The organism is Arthrobacter sp. MMS18-M83 (assembly GCF_026683955.1).
Lineage (GTDB): Bacteria > Actinomycetota > Actinomycetes > Actinomycetales > Micrococcaceae > Arthrobacter.
This window is the reverse complement of sequence record NZ_CP113343.1, coordinates 2,243,411-2,261,973: the sequence shown is the minus strand read 5'-3', so window position 1 is coordinate 2,261,973 and position 18,563 is coordinate 2,243,411. Positions and strand designations below refer to the sequence as shown.

Sequence of the window (18,563 nt, the reverse complement as noted above, 5' to 3'; positions counted from 1 at the left end):
CGCGGCTGTTGCAGCGGTTTCATGAGTGGGTGGTGGAGACAGACAAAACCCTATGCGGGGCCTCTGACAGTTTCAATGCCTTTGGTGGGTCCTATCCCATGACGAGCATCAAGATGAAGTAGATCGCTCCGCCGACCACCGAGTAAATGGCGAACGGCGTGAGGGTTCGAGTCTCAAAGAAACGAAGCAGGAACTTGGTGGCGAACCAGGCGGCGACACCCGCGCACAGCGCCCCCACCAGGAACACGCCGCGCTCGTCGGCCATGGCCGGCGTGAAGAGTTCAGGAAGCTTGAGCACGGCGGCCGCGCCAATGATCGGTGTTGCGAGCAGGAAGCTGAACCTCGCGGCGTTTTCGTTGTTCAATCCGGACAGCAAACCGCCTGCCATCGACGCACCGGAACGGGAGATGCCCGGGATCAGGGCAGCTGCTTGGGCGGAGCCGATTCCCAAGGCGCGTTTCCAAGACAGGGTGGCGATTTCGGCGTCGGAAGCGGTTGCAGTCACCGGTTGCGCTGCAGCGCGGCGGCTGTCCCGGGTCCGCAGGCGTTCCGCCGCAAAAAGCACAAGCCCGTTGACCACCAAGAATGCCGCTGCGATCAGCGGGGAACCAAAGAGGTTCCGGATGGGCTTTTCCAAAACCAGGCCGATGATTCCGGCCGGCACGGTTCCAACCACCAGGAGCCAGCCGAGCTTCGCGTAGGTATCCGAGGGAGCAATCTTTCTGTCCCGGATGGAACGGCCAAGTCCCTTGGCGATTTCAATCCAGTCCCGGAGGAAGAAGAAAAACAGCACAATTGCTGTAGCCAGGTGGGTGGCTATGAGGAAGTTCAGGAACTCAGGTGCCTTCTGGTCCAGGCCCCAACCGAATAGTTTGGGCAAAATGACGCTGTGGCCGAGGCTGGAAATCGGGAAGAGTTCGGTGATTCCCTGCAGCAGGCCCATGACGATGGCCTGGATCATATTAATCATGGGTTCGATCCTAGCCAGTACCGGTTACTGGGAGGTGAACGTTTGCTGGGAGGCAGCCGTGGCGGTCACCTGGCTGGTGTTTGCCCTGGACTACGCCATGTGCCTCCTGTTGGCCCGGCGTCGCGGCCAATGGTTCATACGGAACCTCCACGAGTTGCTGATTCTCGCACTCCCGGTTCTGCGACCGCTGAGGCTATTGCGGCTCGTAACACTTCTGAAGCTGCTCCATCGCACGGCCGGGAACGCCATGCGTGGCCGCATTCTCACATTCGTGCTCGGCTCCGCCGCCCTCCTGACGTACTGCGGTGCGCTGGCCGTGCTTGACGCGGAAGAGAACGCAGCTGGCGCCAACATCACCAACTTCGGCGATGCAATCTGGTGGGCGATGGTCACCATCACCACTGCCTCTGTTGCGTCCTGGCTCGTCGAACAGGTTTCGTCCGGAGCGGCCGCCGCCGCGACTGTGGCTGAGGAGCCCATGAAGCAGGAGATTCGCCGGCTGGCCGAGCAGGTCGAGCGCCTGACTGCCCTCCTGGAAAACGCCGACGGCGAACTACTGGGCGGCGTGGTCGGAACCCGTAGTGACCACTCGCCGTCCCCGTAGCTCGCCGTCGAGGTGCGTTCTTAGTCTTCGCTTCCGCGGATGGGGATGCTCGGGGAAGAAATGAGGACGCCGCCCTTTTCCTCGTTGGTGGCGGGGCGGATCTGGCCGCGTTCGGGGACGAAGGTAATGGCTTCGTCTTTCTGGTCGGGGGCGTTGACGAAGGAGCGGAAGCGGCGGAGCCGTTCGGGGTCCTTGAGCGTCGCGGCCCACTCGTCCTCGTAGTTTTCGACGTGGGCGGCGATGGCCGCCTCCAGCTCCTCGGCGATGCCGAGCGAGTCCTCGACGACGACCTGCCGCACGTGCTCCAGGCCGCCTTCGAGTTCTTCTTGCCAGCGCGCGGTGCGTTGGAGGCGGTCGGCGGTGCGGATGTAGTACATGAAGTATCGGTCGATGTATTTGATCAGGGTCTCATCGTCTAGCCCGCCCGCGAGGAGCTGGGCGTGAGCGGGGGTCGCGCCGCCGTTGCCGCCTACGTAGAGGTTCCAGCCGTCAGAGGTGGCGATGACGCCGACGTCCTTGCCGCGGGCTTCGGCGCATTCGCGGGCGCAGCCGGAGACGCCGAGCTTGAGCTTGTGCGGGCTGCGCAGACCGCGGTAGCGCAGTTCGAGCTTGATGGCCATCCCGACCGAGTCGAGCACGCCGTAGCGGCACCACGTGGAGCCGACGCAGGATTTCACGGTGCGTAGGCTCTTGCCGTAGGCCTGTCCGGACTCCATGCCGGCCTCGATGAGCTCGGCCCAGATGTCCGGGAGCTGCTCGAGGCGGGCGCCGAACATGTCAATGCGCTGCCCGCCGGTGATCTTCGTGTACAGGCCGTATTTCTTCGCTACGGAGCCGATGACCATGAGCTTGTCCGGCGTGATCTCACCGCCCGGGATGCGCGGGACCACGGAGTAGGTGCCGTCTTTTTGCATGTTGGCCAGGGCGCGGTCGTTGGTGTCCTGCAGGGTGCCCCGGCCCGCGCCCAGGACGTATTCGCTGTTCTGGGAGGCGAGGATGGAGGCGATGGTGGGTTTGCAGATGTCACAGCCCGCGCCGGTGCCGTATTTGGCCAGGATGTCCTCGAAGGAGGTCAGTTCCAGGACCCGGATGGCGTCGAAGAGTTCCTGGCGGGAGAGGCTGAAGTGCTCGCAGAGGGCCTTGGAGACCTCGATGCCGGACTTCTTCAGTTCCCCTTCGAGGAGCTTCTTGAGCATCGGCACGCAGGACCCGCACTGGGTGCCGGCCCGGGAGCAGGTCTTCAGTTCGCCCAGCTCCTGGACGGGGGCGTTGCCCTCGCAGGAGCCGCAGCCGTTGATGGCGTCCCGGATGGATCCGGCGGGCACGTTGTTGCACGAGCACAGGATCGCGTCGTCCGGGAGCTCGGTTTCGGGGGCTTCCCCGCCGCCTGCGGCGGTGAGGTAGGCGCCGGGTTCGGCGGACAGTTCCCGGCCGAGCATGGGGCGCAGGCTCATGTAGGGGGTGGCGTCGCCGACGAAGATGCCGCCGAGCAGGGTCTTGGCGTCGTCGGTGGTGACGATCTTCTGGTACACGCCCCGGGCCGGGTCCGCGTAGACGATTTCCAGGGAGTGCTCGGTCCTGGCGAACGCGTCCCCGAAGCTGGCCACGTCCACGCCGGAGAGCTTGAGCTTGGTGGCGGTGTCGAAGCCGGGGAAGGTCGCCTGTCCGCCGTGCAGCCGGTCGGCCACGATCTCGGCCATCGTGTTCGCCGGAGCCACGAGCCCCAGGCACATGCCATCGAAGTTCGCCACCTCACCGATCGCGAAGATGCCGGGGATCTCGGTTTCGCAACCGTCGGAAATGACAACACCGCCGCGCTGGCCAAGGGAGAACACCTGCTCCTCGCCATCTCCCGCACGGAACAGTTCATCGCGCGGCCTGACGCCGATTGCGACGATCACGATGTCGGCGTCGATGATGCGCCCGTCGGCCATGAGGACTCCGGTGACCTGGCCGTCGTCGTCGGACAACACTTCGGACGGGAACACGCCGCCGTGGATCTCGAAGCCCTTGTCCTTGATGAGGCGGCCCAGCGCTTGGCCGGCGCCTTCATCGAGCTGTGTGGCCATTAGCCACGACGCGCCGTCGATGACGATTGGGGTGGCGCCCAACTGCTCCGTGCCGGCGGCCGACTCGAGGCCGAGGAGACCACCGCCGATGGTGACCGCCTTGACCTTGCGTCCCAGTTTCTCCGTGAGCTGGGTAATGGCATCGTTGATGGCCCACACGTCTTCGAGCGTGCGGTAAACGTGCGTGTGCTCGGCGCCGGGGATCGGTAGGCGGGCGGCGTTCGAACCCGTCGCGACCACCAGGGCGTCGTAGGAGTAGCTGTTGCCGGCCGCGGTTTCCACCGACTTGGCTTCGGCGTTGATCTTGACCACTCGCTCGCCTGTGCGCAGGTCCAAGGCATCGTGGTCCCACATCGAGGCCTGGCCGAGCGTGAGGTCGTGGTCCACATCGATGAGGGCCTTGCTCAGCGTGACCCGGTCATACGGGAGGTGGGCTTCCTCGGTGAGGACCGTGACGTGCCAGCCCTCGAGACCGCGGGTGTGCATGGCGTCGGCGAATCGGTGGGCCGCTGGGCCTCCACCGGCGACCACAATTCGGCGCGGGTTCTCTGAGGGTGAAGTGTGTCCGGTCACTGGCGGCCTTTCGCATGTGCCGCAGAACCGTGTCATCCGCGACTTGTCACCTCAGACTACGGACGGGCAGTTTCGCATCAGTTTCCCTTTTGTTTCAGAAAGCTTAACCTTCGCATCACGGTGAGGATTGCGGTGGAGTGAGGTCTCCTTTACGAGCAGGACACATTGATTGCATTCCGGCGAAACATGACCGGCCTACCGTGAAACTGTGGCCGCAAACGGCCCGTGCCGATGGCGGAATTCGATCCGCTGGATTGGCAGGCTAAGCGATAGGGGCTGAAATGACCGCAATTCTGGATCGGGAAAAACTACAACAGCAAGGCACGCCGACGGCGTCCGGCTGGCACCGCGTCTGCGCAATCGACGAGCTCGAACCGGCGTGGGGCGAAGCTGCCTTGGTCGGAGGCAAGCAAGTAGCACTGTTCCGCACCACGCCGAATGAAGTCCTGGCGGTGTCCCAACAGGACCCCGCGACCCTCTCCAACGTCATGGCACGGGGGATTGTCGGTTCGCGGGGCAGCCGTCCCACCATCGCCTCACCGCTTCACAAAGAGGTCTACGACCTCGAAACCGGCGAATGCTTCACCAACCCCGAACTGCGGCTCGCGAGCTACGCCACCCGTCTTGTGGACGGATACATTGAGGTAGCCGTCTAAGCTGCCAGCTCTCGACGCCGATTCTGGCCGGTTCCGCTCACGGAACCGGCCACTGGCGTTCTCGGCGGGCTCTCACCCGCAACCCGATGCCGGCAGTGCGAAGCCGGCAACCCACCGCTTTAACGCAAAGAGGCCGGCCACGGAATCCAAAGATTCGCATGAACCGGCCCCTCAGTTGCGCGATCGTCGCGCCACGCGGAAGGTAAGGGATTTGAACCCTTGGTGCGGGGTTACCGCACACTGGTTTTCAAGACCAGCTCCTTAGGCCGCTCGGACAACCTTCCCTGCCTAGTAGTGTTTCATAGGGAGTTGGTTGTGCCAAAAACCCGACGCCGCGATTAACCCAATTAAGGTGTCCTAAAGGCCAACTCCGCTGAGCAAGGAATCGGGAGCACGTATGAAAGCCGTCTACATCTCTGAACCGGGCGGGCCCGAGGTTCTCGAGGTCCGTGAGGTCCCTTCTCCGGTTCCCGGCCCCGGCGAGGTTCTCATCGACGTCGTCGCCGCCGGCCTCAACAGGGCCGATGTCCAGCAGCGCCGCGGTTTCTACCCGCCGCCGCCGGGAGCCTCCGAAATTCCCGGCCTTGAGGTGTCCGGCAGGATTGCTGCGTTCGGGCCCGATGTAAGCAAGCCTTTCTCCGTCGGCGACAAGGTGGTGGCGTTGCTTGCGGGTGGCGGCTACGCGCAGCAAGTCGCGGTCCCGGCCGAACAGGTTCTGCGATTGCCCGACGGCGTGGATCTGGTCACCGCCGCGGCCTTGCCTGAAGTGGCTGCCACGGTGTATTCGAATCTCATCATGACTGCCCAGCTGCAAGCGGGTGAGACCGTACTCATACACGGCGCCACGGGCGGCATCGGAACCATGGCCATCCAACTCGCCAAAGCGTGCGGTGCCACAGTCGCGGCCACGGCCGGCACCGCCGAAAAGGTGGGCACCGCTAAAGCTTTTCTCGGAGCCGACATCGCCATCAACTACGCGGAAGAAGATTTCGCAGTAAGCCTCAAGGCACAAAACGGGGGCAAAGGAGCGGACGTGATCCTCGACGTCGTGGGTGCCAAATACTTGCAGCAAAACGTGGAAGCCCTCGCGGATTACGGCCGGTTGGTGGTGATCGGGCTGCAGGGTGGCGTCAAGGGTGAACTCAACCTCGGCCAGTTGCTAAGCAAGCGCGCGGCAATCATCGGTACATCGCTGCGTCCGCGTCCCGTGGCGGAAAAAGGCGTCATCATGAACGCCGTTCGCGAGTCGGTGTGGCCGATGCTCGCCGATGGCCGGATCAGGCCATTCGTGGCCAAGTCGTTCCCCCTGGAGCAGGTCCGCGAAGCCCACGAGTACTTTGATTCCGGCGAGCACATGGGCAAAGTCCTGCTGCTGCTCTAAGCCCGCCAAACCGGCCGCAAGAAGGAGGGCAATGTCCATCCGGTACAGCATCCTGGCATTGCTCCAGGAGCAGCCCCGCTACGGCTACCAGCTTCGCGTTGCCTTCGAGGAACGCACAGGCGCGGTCTGGCCCCTGAACATCGGCCAGGTGTACACAACGCTGAACCGGCTGGAGCGGGACGCTTTTGTTCGCAGGAACGGCGACGACGGCCAGGGGCACGTGCTCTACAGCATCACCGACGCCGGGGCCGCCGAGATCCGCCTATGGTTCGCAACAGCGGTGGATCGGGGAGTTCCGCCCAGGAACGAGTTGGCCATCAAACTGGCTCTGGCCGTCACGACGGCGGGCACCGACCCCACTGCGCTCATCCAGGCCCAACGTGAGATTTCCATACGGGAGCTGCAGGAGCACACCCAGGCCCGCAAGGACGTTGCCGCCAACCAGCGGGTAACTGATACGGCCAGGCTGCTCGTCCTGGATTCCCTGGTTTTTCACGCCGAGGCGGAGGTTCGCTGGCTGGATCTCTGTGAGGCCAGGCTGGTCCAACAGGCCAACGGCGCCGGCAACGGCATGGCAGGAACCTTTCGCGGCGCGGGAACGCCCACCGCATAGACTTCTCCGCAGGGGAGGTGCTGGTATGGCAACATTCACGAATGCCGACGTTCGCATCCGGCTGCTCGGTCCCGACGACGCCCACGCGCTGATCCGCCTCGCGGAGACGGACAATCTGTTCGACGAGGACCCGTCAGTTGAGCCATCAGGCGCGTTGGCGTACGACGCCGCCCGCTCCTTTTTGGGCGACCCCACCGTGCTGTTCTGGCTGGCTGAGCTCGGTGGCGAGACAGTTGGTTTCCTCCACTGTTGCATCCAGCGCCGCCGCATTGCAGGCCCATGGGCGGAACTTCTCCTCATGGAAATGGGTACTCACGCGGATTGGCGCCGTCGCGGTATCGGCCGGTACCTCCTCTCTGTCATGGAGGAGTGGATGCGGGGACATGGGATGGAGGAAGTCTGGGTCCCGGCCAACGTCTATGCCACGGGTTTCTATGAAAAATGTGGTTTCGCTAAGGACGAAGGCGAAATACTTGTCAAGGCTCTGGGCTGAGTTGCGGCCCATGAGAGTATGAACGCATGAGCGATCAGGACGACACTCAATCCAGTGGCGAGAGCTTTGACGACATCCCGGTGGAGGGCACAACCTTGGACGCTGGCACGGCGGAGAGCACATCGGAAGCTGGCCCTAAGGGCAACGGGAAGCCTGGGGTCAAGAAGGGCAGCACGCTGCAGGACCTCGTCGACGAGCCCGCCAAAGTCATGCGGATCGGCACGATGATCCGCCAGCTCCTTGAAGAAGTGAAGAGCGCCCCGTTGGACGAGGCAGCGCGGGGACGCCTTGCCGAGATCCATGAACGCTCCATCAAGGAGCTCGAAGAGGGCCTTGCTCCGGAACTTGTGGAGGAGCTGGAGCGCATCAGCCTCCCCTTCCCTGAACACAAGACTCCGTCCGACGCCGAGCTCCGGATCGCTCAGGCACAGCTGGTCGGTTGGCTTGAAGGGCTGTTCCACGGAATCCAGACCGCTATTGCGGCCCAGCAGGCGGCCCGGGAGCACGCTGTTGCCCAGCTGCAGCTTCGCCAACTTCCGCCAGGAACCATGATCGCTCCGGGCGTCGTTATTGGCGAGAACGGTGAGCCGCAGCGTGCCCACCTTCCCGGCAAGGAAGCGGAACCCGGCAAACCTTCTCGCGTTGAGGACCCGGACCGACACCCGGGTCAATACCTCTGAGCGCTGGATTGGGATTCTTTGGGGCCGTCCGGCAGGGGCGGAAGGATGATGCTGAACTTGGCAAGGGACTGTGGAGGCGCGCCCACGATCGCTTCCATCGCGGCCTTGACCGGTACCACCAGGTGCTTGAGGGCGTAGAAGACGAACAGCTTTACGTCGAACTCGTAGTAATTGCCAACGAACTGGCCGGCTTGTCTTCCAGGGTCCGTGCCGTCTGCGTCGAGGCGCAGCTCCGGGCACCCAGTGATGGACTGGACATTCCGGGGTCGCTCGCGGGGGTGCATCGCGCTTTGTCCAAAGCGGGGAACTCTCTTGCGACGACGGCGGAGGCGGCCGCCATGCTACGTCTCGCCGTCGGACCCGTCCCCGTGGGAGCGATTTCGGTGCGACGGCGCGCCGAAGCGGTCTACGAGCACGTGGACGAAGCGGAGCGGCTGTTGAGGGCGCAGGCCGACTCGCAGCGACCCGAAGAATAGGTGCAGACGCGCCTATTCCCACATAACAACTATTAAGCGCCTAGCTTAGAGACCCCGGAATTCGTAGCCACTGGGTGTGCGTGGCTGGCAGGATGGAAGCCATGACTTCGTCACCGAACCTTACTTTTAACGACGGCAACTCCATTCCCCAGCTCGGCTACGGGGTGTGGCAGGTTGAGGACGATGTAGCCGAAAAGGTGGTGCGCCAGGCCTTCGAAGCCGGCTACCGCCACATCGACACCGCCAAGATCTACGGCAACGAGGCGGGCGTAGGACGCGCCATCGCTTCCTCCGGCCTCAAGCCCGAGGAAATCTTTATCACCACCAAGCTGTGGAACGCGGACCAAGGCTACGAGTCCACCCTTGCTGCGCTTGAAGAATCCATGGATCGCCTTGGCCTGGAAACCCTCGATCTGTACCTGATTCACTGGATGCAGCCCAAACAGGACAAGTTCGTGGACACGTGGAAGGCGCTCATTGAGCTCCAGAAGCGCGGACGCATCAAGTCCATCGGCGTCTCCAACTTCAGCAAGGAAGGCCTGCAGCGCCTGATCGACGAGACCGGCGTGGTTCCGGCGATCCACCAGATTGAGTTGCACCCGTTCTTCAACCAGGCAGAACTCCGGGAGTTCGACGCCTCCCATGGCATCCTGACCCAAGCCTGGTCACCACTGGGCCAGGGCGGCGAGCTCCTTGAAAACGCCACCATCGCCCGGATCGCCGCCAAGCACGGCGCCACCCCGGCGCAGGTAGTCATTGCCTGGCACCTGGCAATCGGCAACGTCGTGATCCCCAAGTCCGTGACCGAGTCCCGGATCCAGGAGAACTTCGCAGCACTACGCGTCACCCTGGATGAAGCCGACGTCGAGGCCATCACCGGCCTGGACCGCGGCGCCGAGGGCCGCATCGGACCGGATCCGGCGGTTTCCGACTTCGCTTAGTCGCCCGGAAGTTTCGAAGTGAAGGCCCCGCACCCGTTGGAACCCAGCAGGTGCGGGGCCTTTTCGCGCTCCGGGGCAGTCAGAGTCCCGGAGGCATGGCGGGCACGGGGCCAAGCGCGACAAGGGATGGATGTGCGCCGCCGACACCGGCAGCCTTGCCGTCCAGAAGGTTCCTCGTCCCGTGGGCAATGAACCGGACCACCTGCTCCCCCACGGTGGACCCGTCTGCCTGGTCGAGGGCATAGGCCAGTTTCTCGAGCGTGCCAGTGACAGATTTGCGTGCGTACTGCTCCTCAAGACCCCAAGACACGCCTTCGGCGACGAGGTCCTCGGCAGTCACGGACGGCTGGAAGACGCGGTCGTTGACCCGCAGTGACATGTTCAGCTGGCCGTTGGGCGCCAAGGCATGGGTGGAGACGTCGTAGAGCGGTGCGATGGTGACGGCGCCATCGTCGGTCCGGAGGGTAGAGAAGTTTTTGGCGTGCGCGTCGGTGTTGCCGACCGCGGTGTGCGCAAGCAGGGTCTCGCGGTCATCGGGCCCGGCGCCGAAGATGTCACGGCGGCGCTGCAGCAGGCTCGCAAGACTCCGCAGGTTCGCGGCAGGGTTGACGCTTTCGAATTTGCTGTCGGTGTCCCAGGGCAGACCCAGGGCCTGGGCGCCGTCCTCTTGGTGGATGCGTTCGACGCTGCGGCCGGCGACCCGGCGATCGTAGCGCTCCAGCACGAGGACGGTCCGGCCCGCGAAGCTGCGCACGTCGCTGGCAAAAGTGGTCAGACCGATCCGGCGGGATAGTTCCAGACAATAGGCCTCGGCGTGTAGGGCATGTTCGTTGCCAGCGGCGGCCGGCTTGATGATGTGTGTGGAGGCGGCGCCGTCGACGCCGGCGTGCCATGCCCCGTCGAGCAGGGCAAGGGTGGTCTTGGGCTGGTACCCGGCCAGGGAGCCGCCGCCGCCGACGACGCCCAGGGCATAGTCGTTGATGAGTGTCAGCCGTACCGCGATCTGCTCGTCGGTCAGCGCTTCGTAGGATTCCGCCGGTTCACCGGGGTCTCCGCCGACCCGGATCGCGCCGGCGACGTCGCGGCCGGCGTAGGACACCAGGGCGTAAACATCGTCGCGGCTGGTCTGGGCCTGTTTGGCCAGGTTGGACCTGCCGGAGCCCTCGGGCAGAAGGCCGCCGAAAAACGCCGTCGCCGCTTCCGGTGTGGAGGCCCGGGGTCCAAGCGGCAGATTGGCGGAGAGGATACGCGAGCCGATCCCGAACCGCGCCATTCCGGCCTCGGAGGACTCGAATGCCACCGTGGAAGGGCCGCCCCGGACCATGCTGCCGATGACGGTGCCATAGAGGTGGACATCCTGGGCCTCAGCCACGGTTGCGTTCCCGGAAGGTCAGTTCGATGCCGAGTTTCTCCATGACGGCGAAGAACTGGTCGTTGAGGACTTTGGGTTTGCCGGTCTCCAGTTCGGAGAGGTATCGCTGGCTGACCCCGAGCCGTGCGGCCAGATCGCGCTGGGAAAGCCCGGTGCGTTGCCGGATACCGTAGACCATCAGGCCCAGGTCCGAAACGGACTTCATAACGCCGTGCATTCGACCACCTTGATGAGCTATTCGTAGTACAAGGGAAGTGATTACCTTTTCGTAATCGTAGCAGGATGATTACGAAAAGGTAGTCTAACTTTGGAGAATGCCATGCGAGCCCAAGCAGGGTTTGGTTGCATGGCTCATTGGCCCATCCATCGGCACCGGCTGCGTTTTTGCTCGATGGCGTGCCGTTGGAGGGCCACCGAACGGACTGGTGTGAGGGTTCCCCAAACGGCGCACGACGCCGTCAGGCCGGTCATGCCGGACCTGGCCCCGATCCCCATTGAGGAGCTTCTTACTCGGCCGCTTCGCCGGTGGGTTCCTCGCCGGTGAGTTCGACTAATCGAGGCGGGTCGTCGGGAGTTGCATGAGCCGAGTCAACGGAGGGTGGCGGGCTGTCGAGCTTGCGGGCCACATCCGGCTCCAGATCCGATCGCAACCAAACCCGGAGGGAATCGTACCGGTACAACACGCTCCCAGGGTCAGGAAACTGAGCCTGAATGGTCGTGTTGCGGCGCCACGCGAGCGCACTGATTGGTGGTCCATCCGGGTCTGGATTCGCAAGGGTCAGGCCGGCGGCCTGTGCTATCTCCCGCGCTTTGAGGAAACGTTCCCCGACAACATCAGGGACAAGGACGAAGTCCGCGGCCCGCTGGTCGTCGTTGAGCATGTCAGACATGGCGTTTAACCTCCTGCCGGTATTGTCCGTCTCGTCCTCGAAGCGCTCAAGGGTGCTGCCTGCACCGCGGGCCGCGAATTGTCTGTCGCCCGGGCCGGAACGGATAGCGCATCGTGGGCGGAATACGGTTGACTGGGGGTGGTCTGCGGTAGAGGCTGTGAGGACATCCACAGCAAGGGGGACCAGGATGAAGCATCCGCGCACTTTGGCCGCAGTCGCCGTGCTGCTCGGGTTCGCCCTTTCTGCGTGCCAGGCGGCAGTCGGGCCGCTCCCGGCGGGATCGACCTCACCGGTGCCCAGCCCGTCGTCGTCCGAGCTCGCCGCCATCGTCCAGACAGCCGTCGGGGATCGCAACGGCACTGTCCTAGACAATCCGCCGGCTCCGAGCCTCTCCGATCGGCAGACGACGGCGGCCTACCTGGCCAAGCGCGAGCGGGACCTCGCGGTGGTGGCCGCGTCCAAGGCCAGATTCAAGTCAGTAGGCTTCTGGTACACGTCGTTTACGACGAAGGTGACGGTGGAGTCTGTTGAGGTGACCGGTTCGAAAGCCGTTGTCCGCTTCAAGGAACTGACCGAGGAATACCTTTTCACGACGGCGAATGGGCCGAGCAGCGTCCCGTCCGGCTATTCGTTGCCGCAGACCGCAACGTTCCGGTCATCTGCGGACGGCTGGCAGCTCGACAGCATCAACCCTTCCGAGCACGGGGGCGGAATGCCGATGTCCATCGTCGAGGGCTGAGAACGGAAGTGCCGCTGTGGCACAATCGTCGGATGCCCCTGATTAAGGTTTTGAATGCTTCGCCGGCGTCGACTGAGAAGAAACGAGAGCTGTTGGCGGCCCTTACCGCGACCTACTCCGAAGTGATGGGGATCCGGCCGGATACCATCCGCGTCGTTCTCCAAGAAGTGCCACGGGAGAATTGGTCGGTGGCTGGAGTGACTCTCGCTGATTCAGGGCAGGACGAAGCGGTCTGACCTCCGCGCGATTCTGAGTACCCAAGGGTGAATGTGCATAGTGAGGTTCTTTTCATCGGCGGCCGGTCTGGCGTGGGGAAAGATGTTTTGCTGTAGACGCCGCACATGATGCGGGAAGATGGGTCGATGACTGGCGTTCATCTCAGCGGACAACTCGTGTGCGGCGACATTGACGAGGTTGCGGCCGTCGTCCGGCATCTCGCCTCCCATGTTGCGCTGACGCGCGCCGAACCCGGCTGTATCTCCTTCTGTGTGAGCCGTACCGAGAGCCCATTGGTGTGGCAGGTTGATGAACGGTTCCGCGATGCCGCGGCGTTCAAAGCTCATCAAGACCGGGTCGCGAGTAGCGAGTGGGGTCGCGCCACAGCCGGGATCGAGCGCCGCTACGCGATCGATGGGCTCTGACGCTCGCGCACGGGAGACACGCTGCCTTCCTAATCCGTGACCGCGGGCCACGGTTGGACTACCAGCGAGGGCCATTCCCCGCTCCACCGTTTGGTTTTGGTCAGATATACGTCCTTGGGCGCAAGGACAGGGTTCGGTACGACCTTGCGCCCGAAGAGGTCATCGTAACCGTGCGGCGCATACGCTGTGAGGCTGCCGTTGTCGTCTGCCGTGACGGCGAAGCAGCAGGTCTTCGCTGCGAAGTGGTCTATCGCGTCGGTCGTGCTGGTGAACGGTTCCGCGGGCACACCGAAATGCTCTTCATACCAAAGATGCACGCGGGCTTCGTTGCGGACTTCGACCTCCGCATCGAGGTCTTTGAACAGGTGTGCCGCCCGACGGATGACCGCGTCTTCCGCCTCGTGGGAGGTGTCCTCGTCAAAATAGAACAGATCGTAGTCCCGGATGCCGGCGCCCGGGTCCCTGCCGTCCAGCACGTTCCAGACGGTCTGGAACAGCGCACCCGCAGTCAGCCACCAGTCCCCAACACCCAGGCGCGGCGCCAGCTGAAGGATCCGCAGGTTGACCGGATTCCTTTGGATGTAGCTCAGAAAGAGTCGCGCATCATCGGAAGTCACCAGCTCATTTTGCCCCAGTCTTTCAGGGTGGTCTGAACGAGTCAGGGTGTTTCCTCTGCCGCCGGACGCCGTCGGGCAATAAACGCTCCTTGGCGATGCGCCCCGCCAGAAGCTCAGATGGTCAGTTCGCCCGACGGACCGCCGGCGCGCAGGGACCGAACGATGGCTTCTGCCTCGGCGGAGAAACCTTCGGCCGTCAGCGCGGCAGTGATGGCCGCGCCCAGGTCACCCTATATAAGTTCTTGGGAGTTTCGCGTCACGATTCGCTTCGAACCCATACTGTTCCAGTAGGGAGTGGTATGTCGAGCAGGTGGGTGTCTCGGTTTCCTGCATCGACGATGGGATCTTGATATGCCCTCCTCACAGCCTCTAAGTGTGGCCGAGCACCGCTGTCTGGGCGAACTACCGAGCCCTTGGCGATTCACCCAAGAGTTGGCAGCAGGCCATGGGGGATGAAGCCGTCTGGGCGAAGACGGGGCGGTTCGTGGTGTCCATGTGAGTAGTTAGCCGGGGAGACAGGTAGCCGCCACTCTTGGGCGCACAGCTCCAGCCCGGTTAGGCTCGCACCGCTGTGCCGGGAGACCGGCTGGGAACTCGGGGGCATCTTGTCACGCCGCAGTCTGGGCGTTGTCCCGAAAGTTCAGCCCCAGCATCCGTTCCGGATGGTGGGTCAACCGTGAATGAACATTCCAGAAAATCGGAGCCCGGCCCTGATGCCGCGGCCTGGATACTCCCTTCCAGGGAGCAGAATGCACGGGCCGGAGTCGTCTCCGCGCTCCGGCAGAACGAAGGATCGGATATGAAAAAGGCAATCTTCGCGTTCGTCAGTACCTCCATGCTGTTGTTGGCAGCACCACTGGCGGCCTCGGCCTTGCCCGTTGCAGCACCCGCGGGAGCCGCGGCGCCGTCGGTGGCCAATTCGTACAGCCCCTTGGCGGCGAAGTGGTGGGTCTGGGTGCTGAGTCAGCCCGCGTCGTCGAACCCGCTGCTGGACACGAACGGTTCCCAGTGCGCAAATCAACAGTCCGGCCCCACTTGGTTCCTCGCCGGGCTCTTCAACACCGGTGGAAGCGTTACCCGCAACTGCACCGTCCCGGCCCATACCAACCTGTTCTTCCCACTCGCTAACACCTTCGACATCGAGCTTCAGTCCGCCCACAAGACCCCGGCGTTCGTCCGAGGCGTTGTCGCGCAGGCCGGCGTCCAAAACGGGGCAAGCAACCTGACGGTCACCTTCGACGGAACAGCCGTCGGCCCAGGTGTCGTGAAATACGAAGAATCGCCGATCTTCAAGGTCACTCTGCCCAGTGACAATATCTTCGGTGACCCGACCTTCGCCGGAGTCTACGAACCCGGAGCCGATGCCGGCTACTATGCCATGATCCCCGACGTGCTTCCTGGCACCCACACCCTGAATTTCACCGGGACACTCAACGGCCAAACCATCAACTCGACGTATGCCCTGGCGGTCGCGCCATAGGAGCGCGACACCCCAGCGGTTGAACCCGGGGCCAACACCGCGGGCACCTGCCAAAGTGATCGGACCTCAATACGCGAGAATTATGTAAATGAGAACGCTTCCGGTAGGAGAGGCTCGATCGCATTTTTCGCGGATCGTGGAGCAGGGAACGGTACACGTGCCGCGGTCCTCCCGGGCGCCGACGGTTACGACGCCATGATCGAAATGGTGGCGGTATTGTCCGACGCGAAGTTGGTCAAGGATATTGGGGCAAGGGGCTGAGGGAATTGGCTGGCGGAGAAACCTTCACCATCGACGAGGTCAAGGCGGACATGCGCACGACCGAGCACGGAGCATGAACCCTCGTTATGAGGTCAGATTATCCAAGTCGGCGAAGCAGGCACTTACCCATGACGTGCGAGCCGCCAACAACCTGGTTCAGTGAGTCCTATCGCGTGTTAGTCGCGGGTGCCATTTCCCCTGGTCCTGCGGGCGCGGGCCACATGCGCGAGGTGCCGTGCGAAGTAGACGATGGCGGCCACGCTCACCACTCCCAGGATCCACGTTCCTCCGATCCCGAGTAGTGGACCACTTGACGGACATAGGAGTGCCGGGGACCGCCGCATCGCCACAAGCCACTGTGCCAGGCCTGTATCGGGCGGAGGTGATCAGGATCGTCACCGGCGGTTGAGCTCGGCTGCTCCGCCGTTTTGCCGCGAAAATCGTCTTTTCATTCGGCGGTAATTCTGACTCCGGCGACGGCCCCTGTCCAAGGGCCGTTCGGGTCGTGTCGCATCAGCGCTGCGCCGACGTATCCCTCCGGCAGCTCGACAACCTTCGAGGAGACGCCGGAGCAATCCAGATCGAGCGACAACAGCTCCTTCGACCCTGGGGCGGAGATTACCACCTGTGCGTTCGGGATTCCCACCCAAGCCGCGCCAAGTATCTCCGGGCCCTTCGCCGGGGCAGTTGGCGAGAGGGGACTGCTGTGCTGCGTAGTTGCCTTCAACATTGGTTCGCCGACATCCTCATAGGTGCAGGCCGCCAGGACAACGGCCAGCAGCATCCCTGGCACCGTCACCGTCGCACCGCGGACTAGTCTTGTTCCCCCACGACCTGACAGGGGCTGAGTCTACGGTCCGATTGCCGAATGGCAAGCACACCCGCTTCGATAGCCTTCGAGCCCAAACGGCAAGGATCGATCCAATTCGTACGGGCAAAACCATGAACCGTTAGCGCTGGTCGAAAATGGTGGGGGACCAGGCACAAAGAAGGGCGCACCTCTCGATGAGAGATGCGCCCTTCGTCATGGGCTTTGATCAGTCCTTTTTGAAGGCGTCCTTGACCTTCTCGCCGGCCTGCTTCAAATCGCCCTTGGCTTGGTCGGCCTGGCCTTCCGCCTTCAGGTTTTCATCGCCCGTGGCGTTACCGGCAGCTTCCTTGCCCTTGCCGCCGGCCTTCTCGGCAGCGTTCTCAATCTTGTCGCCTAGTCCCATGGTGTTCCCTCCTCTGGTTCGGCAGCCGATCGATACGGCCGTTACTTCATCCTAAGCATGCTTAGGGTTTGAGTTTCAAGTCCAGCTCCGTTTGTCTAACCGCCAACAAGCTCCCCGGCACCCAATGGACCCGACCAGATTGCCGTCACTCCAGCGACGCCGCTGGTCAAGGAACCCCGGCGTTGGCAACTACAGACAGGACTTCGGCCGCACACGCCCGGGCCAGCCCAGGACATTCTCAGAGACCACCAAAAAACCCCGCATTCCCGCTGAACAAGCGGGAACGCGGGGGTTTTTCAGAGCTTCCTATCAGAATCGAACTGATGACCTTTTCATTACGAGTGAAACGCTCTACCGACTGAGCTAAGGAAGCACCGCGCTATCGTCCGGAGACCGGCTGATTCACGCAAGATACAACTGTAATAGAGTCACCTCGTCCGGGTCAAAACAGCCCCAGGCGGGCCCCCCTCGGCGCCGTTGTTGCGGAATTCACCCGCACGTCGTGCCCGGTTCAGGCCGTCGTCGTGGACCGGGGGCAAGCTGGGCGGACTAACGTGGCCGCATGACTTCGGCCATCTACCAGCGAAGGGGCGCCATGAGCATGGACAGCAGCAAGAGGATCAACGCGGACGACGCCGGGGCACATCGTGCGCAGCGGCTCCGGCTTGCTGTTTTGGACATGGTGGGCACCACGATTACGGACGACGGGCGTACGGAACGTGCGATGTCCCTAGCCCTGCAGGAGTCCGGCGTCGAGCCCGGTTCCCCACGATTCGAAAGCATGCTCGGTTATGCCCGCGACACCATGGGCTTTTCGAAGTTGACCGTTTTCAGCCACCTATTCGAGGAGGTGGGACGGGCCGAGAGCGCCAACAAGGCCTTCGAGCGCGCCTATGATGATCTGATTGCCGACGGTGGCGTCCGGGCAATTCCTGGAGCCGAGGAAACCATCGATTGGATGCGGGACTCCGGCGTGAAAGTCTGCCTGGCCACAGGCTTCGGCCGGCACACACAGAACATGGTGCTTGAGTCGCTGGGCTGGATGGGGAAAGCCGATCTCAGCCTGTGCCCCGCAGACGCCGGCCGCGGACGCCCGTACCCGGACATGATCCTCACCGCCGTGCTCGCCCTTGACCTGGATGATGTCCGTGAGGTCGTTGTGGTGGGGGACACGAGTTCGGACATGTTGTGCGGTGTGCGCTCCGGCGCCTCCGCCGTGGTGGGCGTGCTCACCGGCTTCCACTCCGAGGCGGCTTTGCGAGCGGCCGGCGCCACCGCCGTCGTGCCCTCAGTCAAGTACCTTCCCGCGCTGCTGGAGCCCCGCGCGGCACGCCTCTAGCGGCCGCTCCCGCAACGACTTACCGCTTTTCCGCCAGCACCCGCATCCCGCGAGCCGCCAGTCCGCTACTTGCGCAGCCGACTTGTAGGCAAAGCTGGTAGGACGTGGAGGACGGAAAGCGCGGAGTTATCCACATAGGCAACTGCAGGGCTCCGAATGTACGCCGCCGGGAGGCATCGTGGAGCCATGGATCTCAAGGCAGCCCTTCGTGCTCGAGGCGGCACGGCCCTGCGCAGGGATCTTCTCAAAGCCGGAGTCGGCGCGTGGCAGCTCAGGACCGCGGGACGGAGGGGCGCCGTGGTGGTCCCCTACCGAGGGGTCGTAGCCCTGCCCGGCGCCCCGCCGGAATTTGCTGAGGCTTATCGGCACGGCGGTGTCCTCACGTGCATCTCGGCTGCGCCGCATCATGGCCTGTGGCAACTGCATCCGGCCAGCGAACTCCATTTAGTCTGCGGCAACGGGTTACCGCGCGACGGCGTGGTGCCGCACCGGAGCGTATGGTTGCCGCCCTTGCCATGGGGCCTTTGCGGCCCGCCGGGCGGCCCGCCGGCCCG

General features: G+C 63.5%; 21 protein-coding genes and 2 tRNA genes. 13 read left to right on the top strand and 10 right to left on the bottom strand.

What is annotated here, in order from left to right; genetic code table 11:
* Nucleotides 1-91: 91 nt before the first annotated feature.
* Nucleotides 92-970, bottom strand: coding sequence for an undecaprenyl-diphosphate phosphatase (locus OW521_RS10650; RefSeq protein WP_268025232.1), 879 nt, complete (start codon nt 968-970; stop codon nt 92-94).
* On the opposite strand from OW521_RS10650, the gene OW521_RS10645 reads away from it, so the two are divergent.
* On the top strand, nt 969-1,574 hold the full coding sequence (locus OW521_RS10645) for a two pore domain potassium channel family protein (RefSeq protein ID WP_268025230.1): 606 nt from the start codon (nt 969-971) through the stop codon (nt 1,572-1,574). The genes OW521_RS10650 and OW521_RS10645 overlap by 2 nt on opposite strands.
* Nucleotides 1,575-1,594: 20 nt before the next feature.
* On the opposite strand, the gene nirB is transcribed toward OW521_RS10645, so the two are convergent.
* On the bottom strand, nt 1,595-4,216 hold the full coding sequence (gene nirB / locus OW521_RS10640; RefSeq protein ID WP_268025228.1) for a nitrite reductase large subunit NirB: 2,622 nt from the start codon (nt 4,214-4,216) through the stop codon (nt 1,595-1,597).
* A 281-nt stretch (nt 4,217-4,497) separates the two neighbouring features.
* Here nirB and nirD point away from each other — a divergent pair, with 281 nt between their 5' ends.
* Nucleotides 4,498-4,872 carry a nitrite reductase small subunit NirD gene (gene nirD / locus OW521_RS10635; protein ID WP_268025226.1) on the top strand — a complete coding sequence of 125 codons (375 nt, stop codon included), beginning with the start codon at nt 4,498-4,500 and terminating at the stop codon, nt 4,870-4,872.
* A 196-nt stretch (nt 4,873-5,068) separates the two neighbouring features.
* Here the strand turns inward: nirD and OW521_RS10630 are convergent.
* Nucleotides 5,069-5,156: transfer RNA gene (locus OW521_RS10630), tRNA-Ser, on the bottom strand.
* 113 nt (nt 5,157-5,269) lie between these two features.
* On the opposite strand from OW521_RS10630, the gene OW521_RS10625 reads away from it, so the two are divergent.
* From OW521_RS10625 to OW521_RS10600, 6 genes are all read left to right on the top strand, one after another.
* Nucleotides 5,270-6,253: an NAD(P)H-quinone oxidoreductase gene (locus tag OW521_RS10625; RefSeq protein WP_268025224.1), complete on the top strand. Its 984-nt coding sequence runs from the start codon at nt 5,270-5,272 to the stop codon at nt 6,251-6,253.
* Between the two features lie 31 nt (nt 6,254-6,284).
* The gene (locus tag OW521_RS10620) at nt 6,285-6,866 is read left to right on the top strand and encodes a PadR family transcriptional regulator (RefSeq protein ID WP_268025222.1); all 582 of its coding nucleotides are present in this window, start codon (nt 6,285-6,287) and stop codon (nt 6,864-6,866) included.
* A 25-nt stretch (nt 6,867-6,891) separates the two neighbouring features.
* Nucleotides 6,892-7,359, top strand: coding sequence for a GNAT family N-acetyltransferase (locus OW521_RS10615; protein ID WP_268025220.1), 468 nt, complete (start codon nt 6,892-6,894; stop codon nt 7,357-7,359).
* Between the two features lie 26 nt (nt 7,360-7,385).
* Nucleotides 7,386-8,039 (top strand): bacterial proteasome activator family protein, encoded by a 654-nt coding sequence (locus tag OW521_RS10610; protein ID WP_268025218.1) that lies wholly within the window; start codon nt 7,386-7,388, stop codon nt 8,037-8,039.
* A gap of 8 nt (nt 8,040-8,047) precedes the next feature.
* Entirely contained in the window at nt 8,048-8,515 is a 468-nt protein-coding gene (locus OW521_RS10605; RefSeq protein WP_268025216.1) for a hypothetical protein, read from the top strand.
* 101 nt (nt 8,516-8,616) lie between these two features.
* On the top strand, nt 8,617-9,456 hold the full coding sequence (locus OW521_RS10600; protein WP_268025214.1) for an aldo/keto reductase: 840 nt from the start codon (nt 8,617-8,619) through the stop codon (nt 9,454-9,456).
* A 79-nt stretch (nt 9,457-9,535) separates the two neighbouring features.
* On the opposite strand, the gene OW521_RS10595 is transcribed toward OW521_RS10600, so the two are convergent.
* The 3 genes from OW521_RS10595 to OW521_RS10585 form a co-directional block, all read right to left on the bottom strand.
* Complete coding sequence (locus OW521_RS10595; RefSeq protein WP_268025212.1) at nt 9,536-10,828, bottom strand: type II toxin-antitoxin system HipA family toxin; 1,293 nt, start codon at nt 10,826-10,828, stop codon at nt 9,536-9,538.
* Complete coding sequence (locus tag OW521_RS10590; protein WP_268025210.1) at nt 10,821-11,033, bottom strand: helix-turn-helix domain-containing protein; 213 nt, start codon at nt 11,031-11,033, stop codon at nt 10,821-10,823. Before OW521_RS10590 ends, OW521_RS10595 begins: the two co-directional genes overlap by 8 nt.
* A 301-nt stretch (nt 11,034-11,334) precedes the next feature.
* Nucleotides 11,335-11,718, bottom strand: a complete 384-nt coding sequence (locus OW521_RS10585) for a PASTA domain-containing protein (protein WP_268025208.1) — start codon at nt 11,716-11,718, stop codon at nt 11,335-11,337.
* Between the two features lie 187 nt (nt 11,719-11,905).
* Here OW521_RS10585 and OW521_RS10580 point away from each other — a divergent pair, with 187 nt between their 5' ends.
* The 3 genes from OW521_RS10580 to OW521_RS10575 all read left to right on the top strand — a co-directional run bounded on the left by OW521_RS10580 (nt 11,906) and on the right by OW521_RS10575 (nt 13,098).
* On the top strand, nt 11,906-12,457 hold the full coding sequence (locus tag OW521_RS10580; RefSeq protein WP_268025206.1) for a hypothetical protein: 552 nt from the start codon (nt 11,906-11,908) through the stop codon (nt 12,455-12,457).
* 32 nt (nt 12,458-12,489) lie between these two features.
* A complete protein-coding gene (locus OW521_RS24385) occupies nt 12,490-12,693 on the top strand; it encodes a tautomerase family protein (RefSeq protein WP_442781274.1) in 204 nt (67 codons plus the stop codon).
* Nucleotides 12,694-12,819: 126 nt separating this feature from the next.
* Complete coding sequence (locus OW521_RS10575) at nt 12,820-13,098, top strand: putative quinol monooxygenase (RefSeq protein WP_268025205.1); 279 nt, start codon at nt 12,820-12,822, stop codon at nt 13,096-13,098.
* Nucleotides 13,099-13,127: 29 nt separating this feature from the next.
* Here the strand turns inward: OW521_RS10575 and OW521_RS10570 are convergent, their stop codons facing one another.
* Nucleotides 13,128-13,715 (bottom strand): nucleotidyltransferase family protein, encoded by a 588-nt coding sequence (locus OW521_RS10570; RefSeq protein ID WP_268025204.1) that lies wholly within the window; start codon nt 13,713-13,715, stop codon nt 13,128-13,130.
* A gap of 799 nt (nt 13,716-14,514) precedes the next feature.
* On the opposite strand from OW521_RS10570, the gene OW521_RS10565 reads away from it, so the two are divergent.
* The gene (locus OW521_RS10565) at nt 14,515-15,195 is read left to right on the top strand and encodes a hypothetical protein (protein WP_268025203.1); all 681 of its coding nucleotides are present in this window, start codon (nt 14,515-14,517) and stop codon (nt 15,193-15,195) included.
* A 709-nt stretch (nt 15,196-15,904) separates the two neighbouring features.
* Here the strand turns inward: OW521_RS10565 and OW521_RS10560 are convergent.
* The 3 genes from OW521_RS10560 to OW521_RS10550 all read right to left on the bottom strand — a co-directional run bounded on the left by OW521_RS10560 (nt 15,905) and on the right by OW521_RS10550 (nt 17,043).
* On the bottom strand, nt 15,905-16,240 hold the full coding sequence (locus OW521_RS10560; protein ID WP_268025202.1) for a hypothetical protein: 336 nt from the start codon (nt 16,238-16,240) through the stop codon (nt 15,905-15,907).
* A 253-nt stretch (nt 16,241-16,493) separates the two neighbouring features.
* Nucleotides 16,494-16,670, bottom strand: a complete 177-nt coding sequence (locus OW521_RS10555; RefSeq protein ID WP_236815163.1) for a CsbD family protein — start codon at nt 16,668-16,670, stop codon at nt 16,494-16,496.
* 300 nt (nt 16,671-16,970) lie between these two features.
* A tRNA-Thr gene (locus tag OW521_RS10550) sits at nt 16,971-17,043 on the bottom strand.
* Between the two features lie 222 nt (nt 17,044-17,265).
* Here OW521_RS10550 and OW521_RS10545 point away from each other — a divergent pair.
* Nucleotides 17,266-18,009: an HAD family hydrolase gene (locus OW521_RS10545; protein ID WP_268025201.1), complete on the top strand. Its 744-nt coding sequence runs from the start codon at nt 17,266-17,268 to the stop codon at nt 18,007-18,009.
* The last annotated feature ends 554 nt before the right edge of the window (nt 18,010-18,563 follow it).

Excerpts from the sequence above, each read along its gene's own strand:
- OW521_RS10645 (WP_268025230.1), top strand. The coding sequence starts at position 969 with ATGGGTTCGATCCTAGCCAGTACCGGTTACTGGGAGGTGAACGTTTGC.
- OW521_RS10650 (WP_268025232.1), bottom strand. The coding sequence starts at position 970 with ATGATTAATATGATCCAGGCCATCGTCATGGGCCTGCTGCAGGGAATC.
- nirD (WP_268025226.1), top strand. The coding sequence starts at position 4,498 with ATGACCGCAATTCTGGATCGGGAAAAACTACAACAGCAAGGCACGCCG.
- OW521_RS10625 (WP_268025224.1), top strand. The coding sequence starts at position 5,270 with ATGAAAGCCGTCTACATCTCTGAACCGGGCGGGCCCGAGGTTCTCGAG.
- OW521_RS10620 (WP_268025222.1), top strand. The coding sequence starts at position 6,285 with ATGTCCATCCGGTACAGCATCCTGGCATTGCTCCAGGAGCAGCCCCGC.
- OW521_RS10615 (WP_268025220.1), top strand. The coding sequence starts at position 6,892 with ATGGCAACATTCACGAATGCCGACGTTCGCATCCGGCTGCTCGGTCCC.
- OW521_RS10610 (WP_268025218.1), top strand. The coding sequence starts at position 7,386 with ATGAGCGATCAGGACGACACTCAATCCAGTGGCGAGAGCTTTGACGAC.
- OW521_RS10600 (WP_268025214.1), top strand. The coding sequence starts at position 8,617 with ATGACTTCGTCACCGAACCTTACTTTTAACGACGGCAACTCCATTCCC.
- OW521_RS10590 (WP_268025210.1), bottom strand. The coding sequence starts at position 11,033 with ATGAAGTCCGTTTCGGACCTGGGCCTGATGGTCTACGGTATCCGGCAA.
- OW521_RS10585 (WP_268025208.1), bottom strand. The coding sequence starts at position 11,718 with ATGTCTGACATGCTCAACGACGACCAGCGGGCCGCGGACTTCGTCCTT.
- OW521_RS10580 (WP_268025206.1), top strand. The coding sequence starts at position 11,906 with ATGAAGCATCCGCGCACTTTGGCCGCAGTCGCCGTGCTGCTCGGGTTC.
- OW521_RS24385 (WP_442781274.1), top strand. The coding sequence starts at position 12,490 with ATGCCCCTGATTAAGGTTTTGAATGCTTCGCCGGCGTCGACTGAGAAG.
- OW521_RS10575 (WP_268025205.1), top strand. The coding sequence starts at position 12,820 with ATGACTGGCGTTCATCTCAGCGGACAACTCGTGTGCGGCGACATTGAC.
- OW521_RS10565 (WP_268025203.1), top strand. The coding sequence starts at position 14,515 with ATGAAAAAGGCAATCTTCGCGTTCGTCAGTACCTCCATGCTGTTGTTG.
- OW521_RS10560 (WP_268025202.1), bottom strand. The coding sequence starts at position 16,240 with ATGCTGCTGGCCGTTGTCCTGGCGGCCTGCACCTATGAGGATGTCGGC.
- OW521_RS10555 (WP_236815163.1), bottom strand. The coding sequence starts at position 16,670 with ATGGGACTAGGCGACAAGATTGAGAACGCTGCCGAGAAGGCCGGCGGC.
- OW521_RS10545 (WP_268025201.1), top strand. The coding sequence starts at position 17,266 with ATGAGCATGGACAGCAGCAAGAGGATCAACGCGGACGACGCCGGGGCA.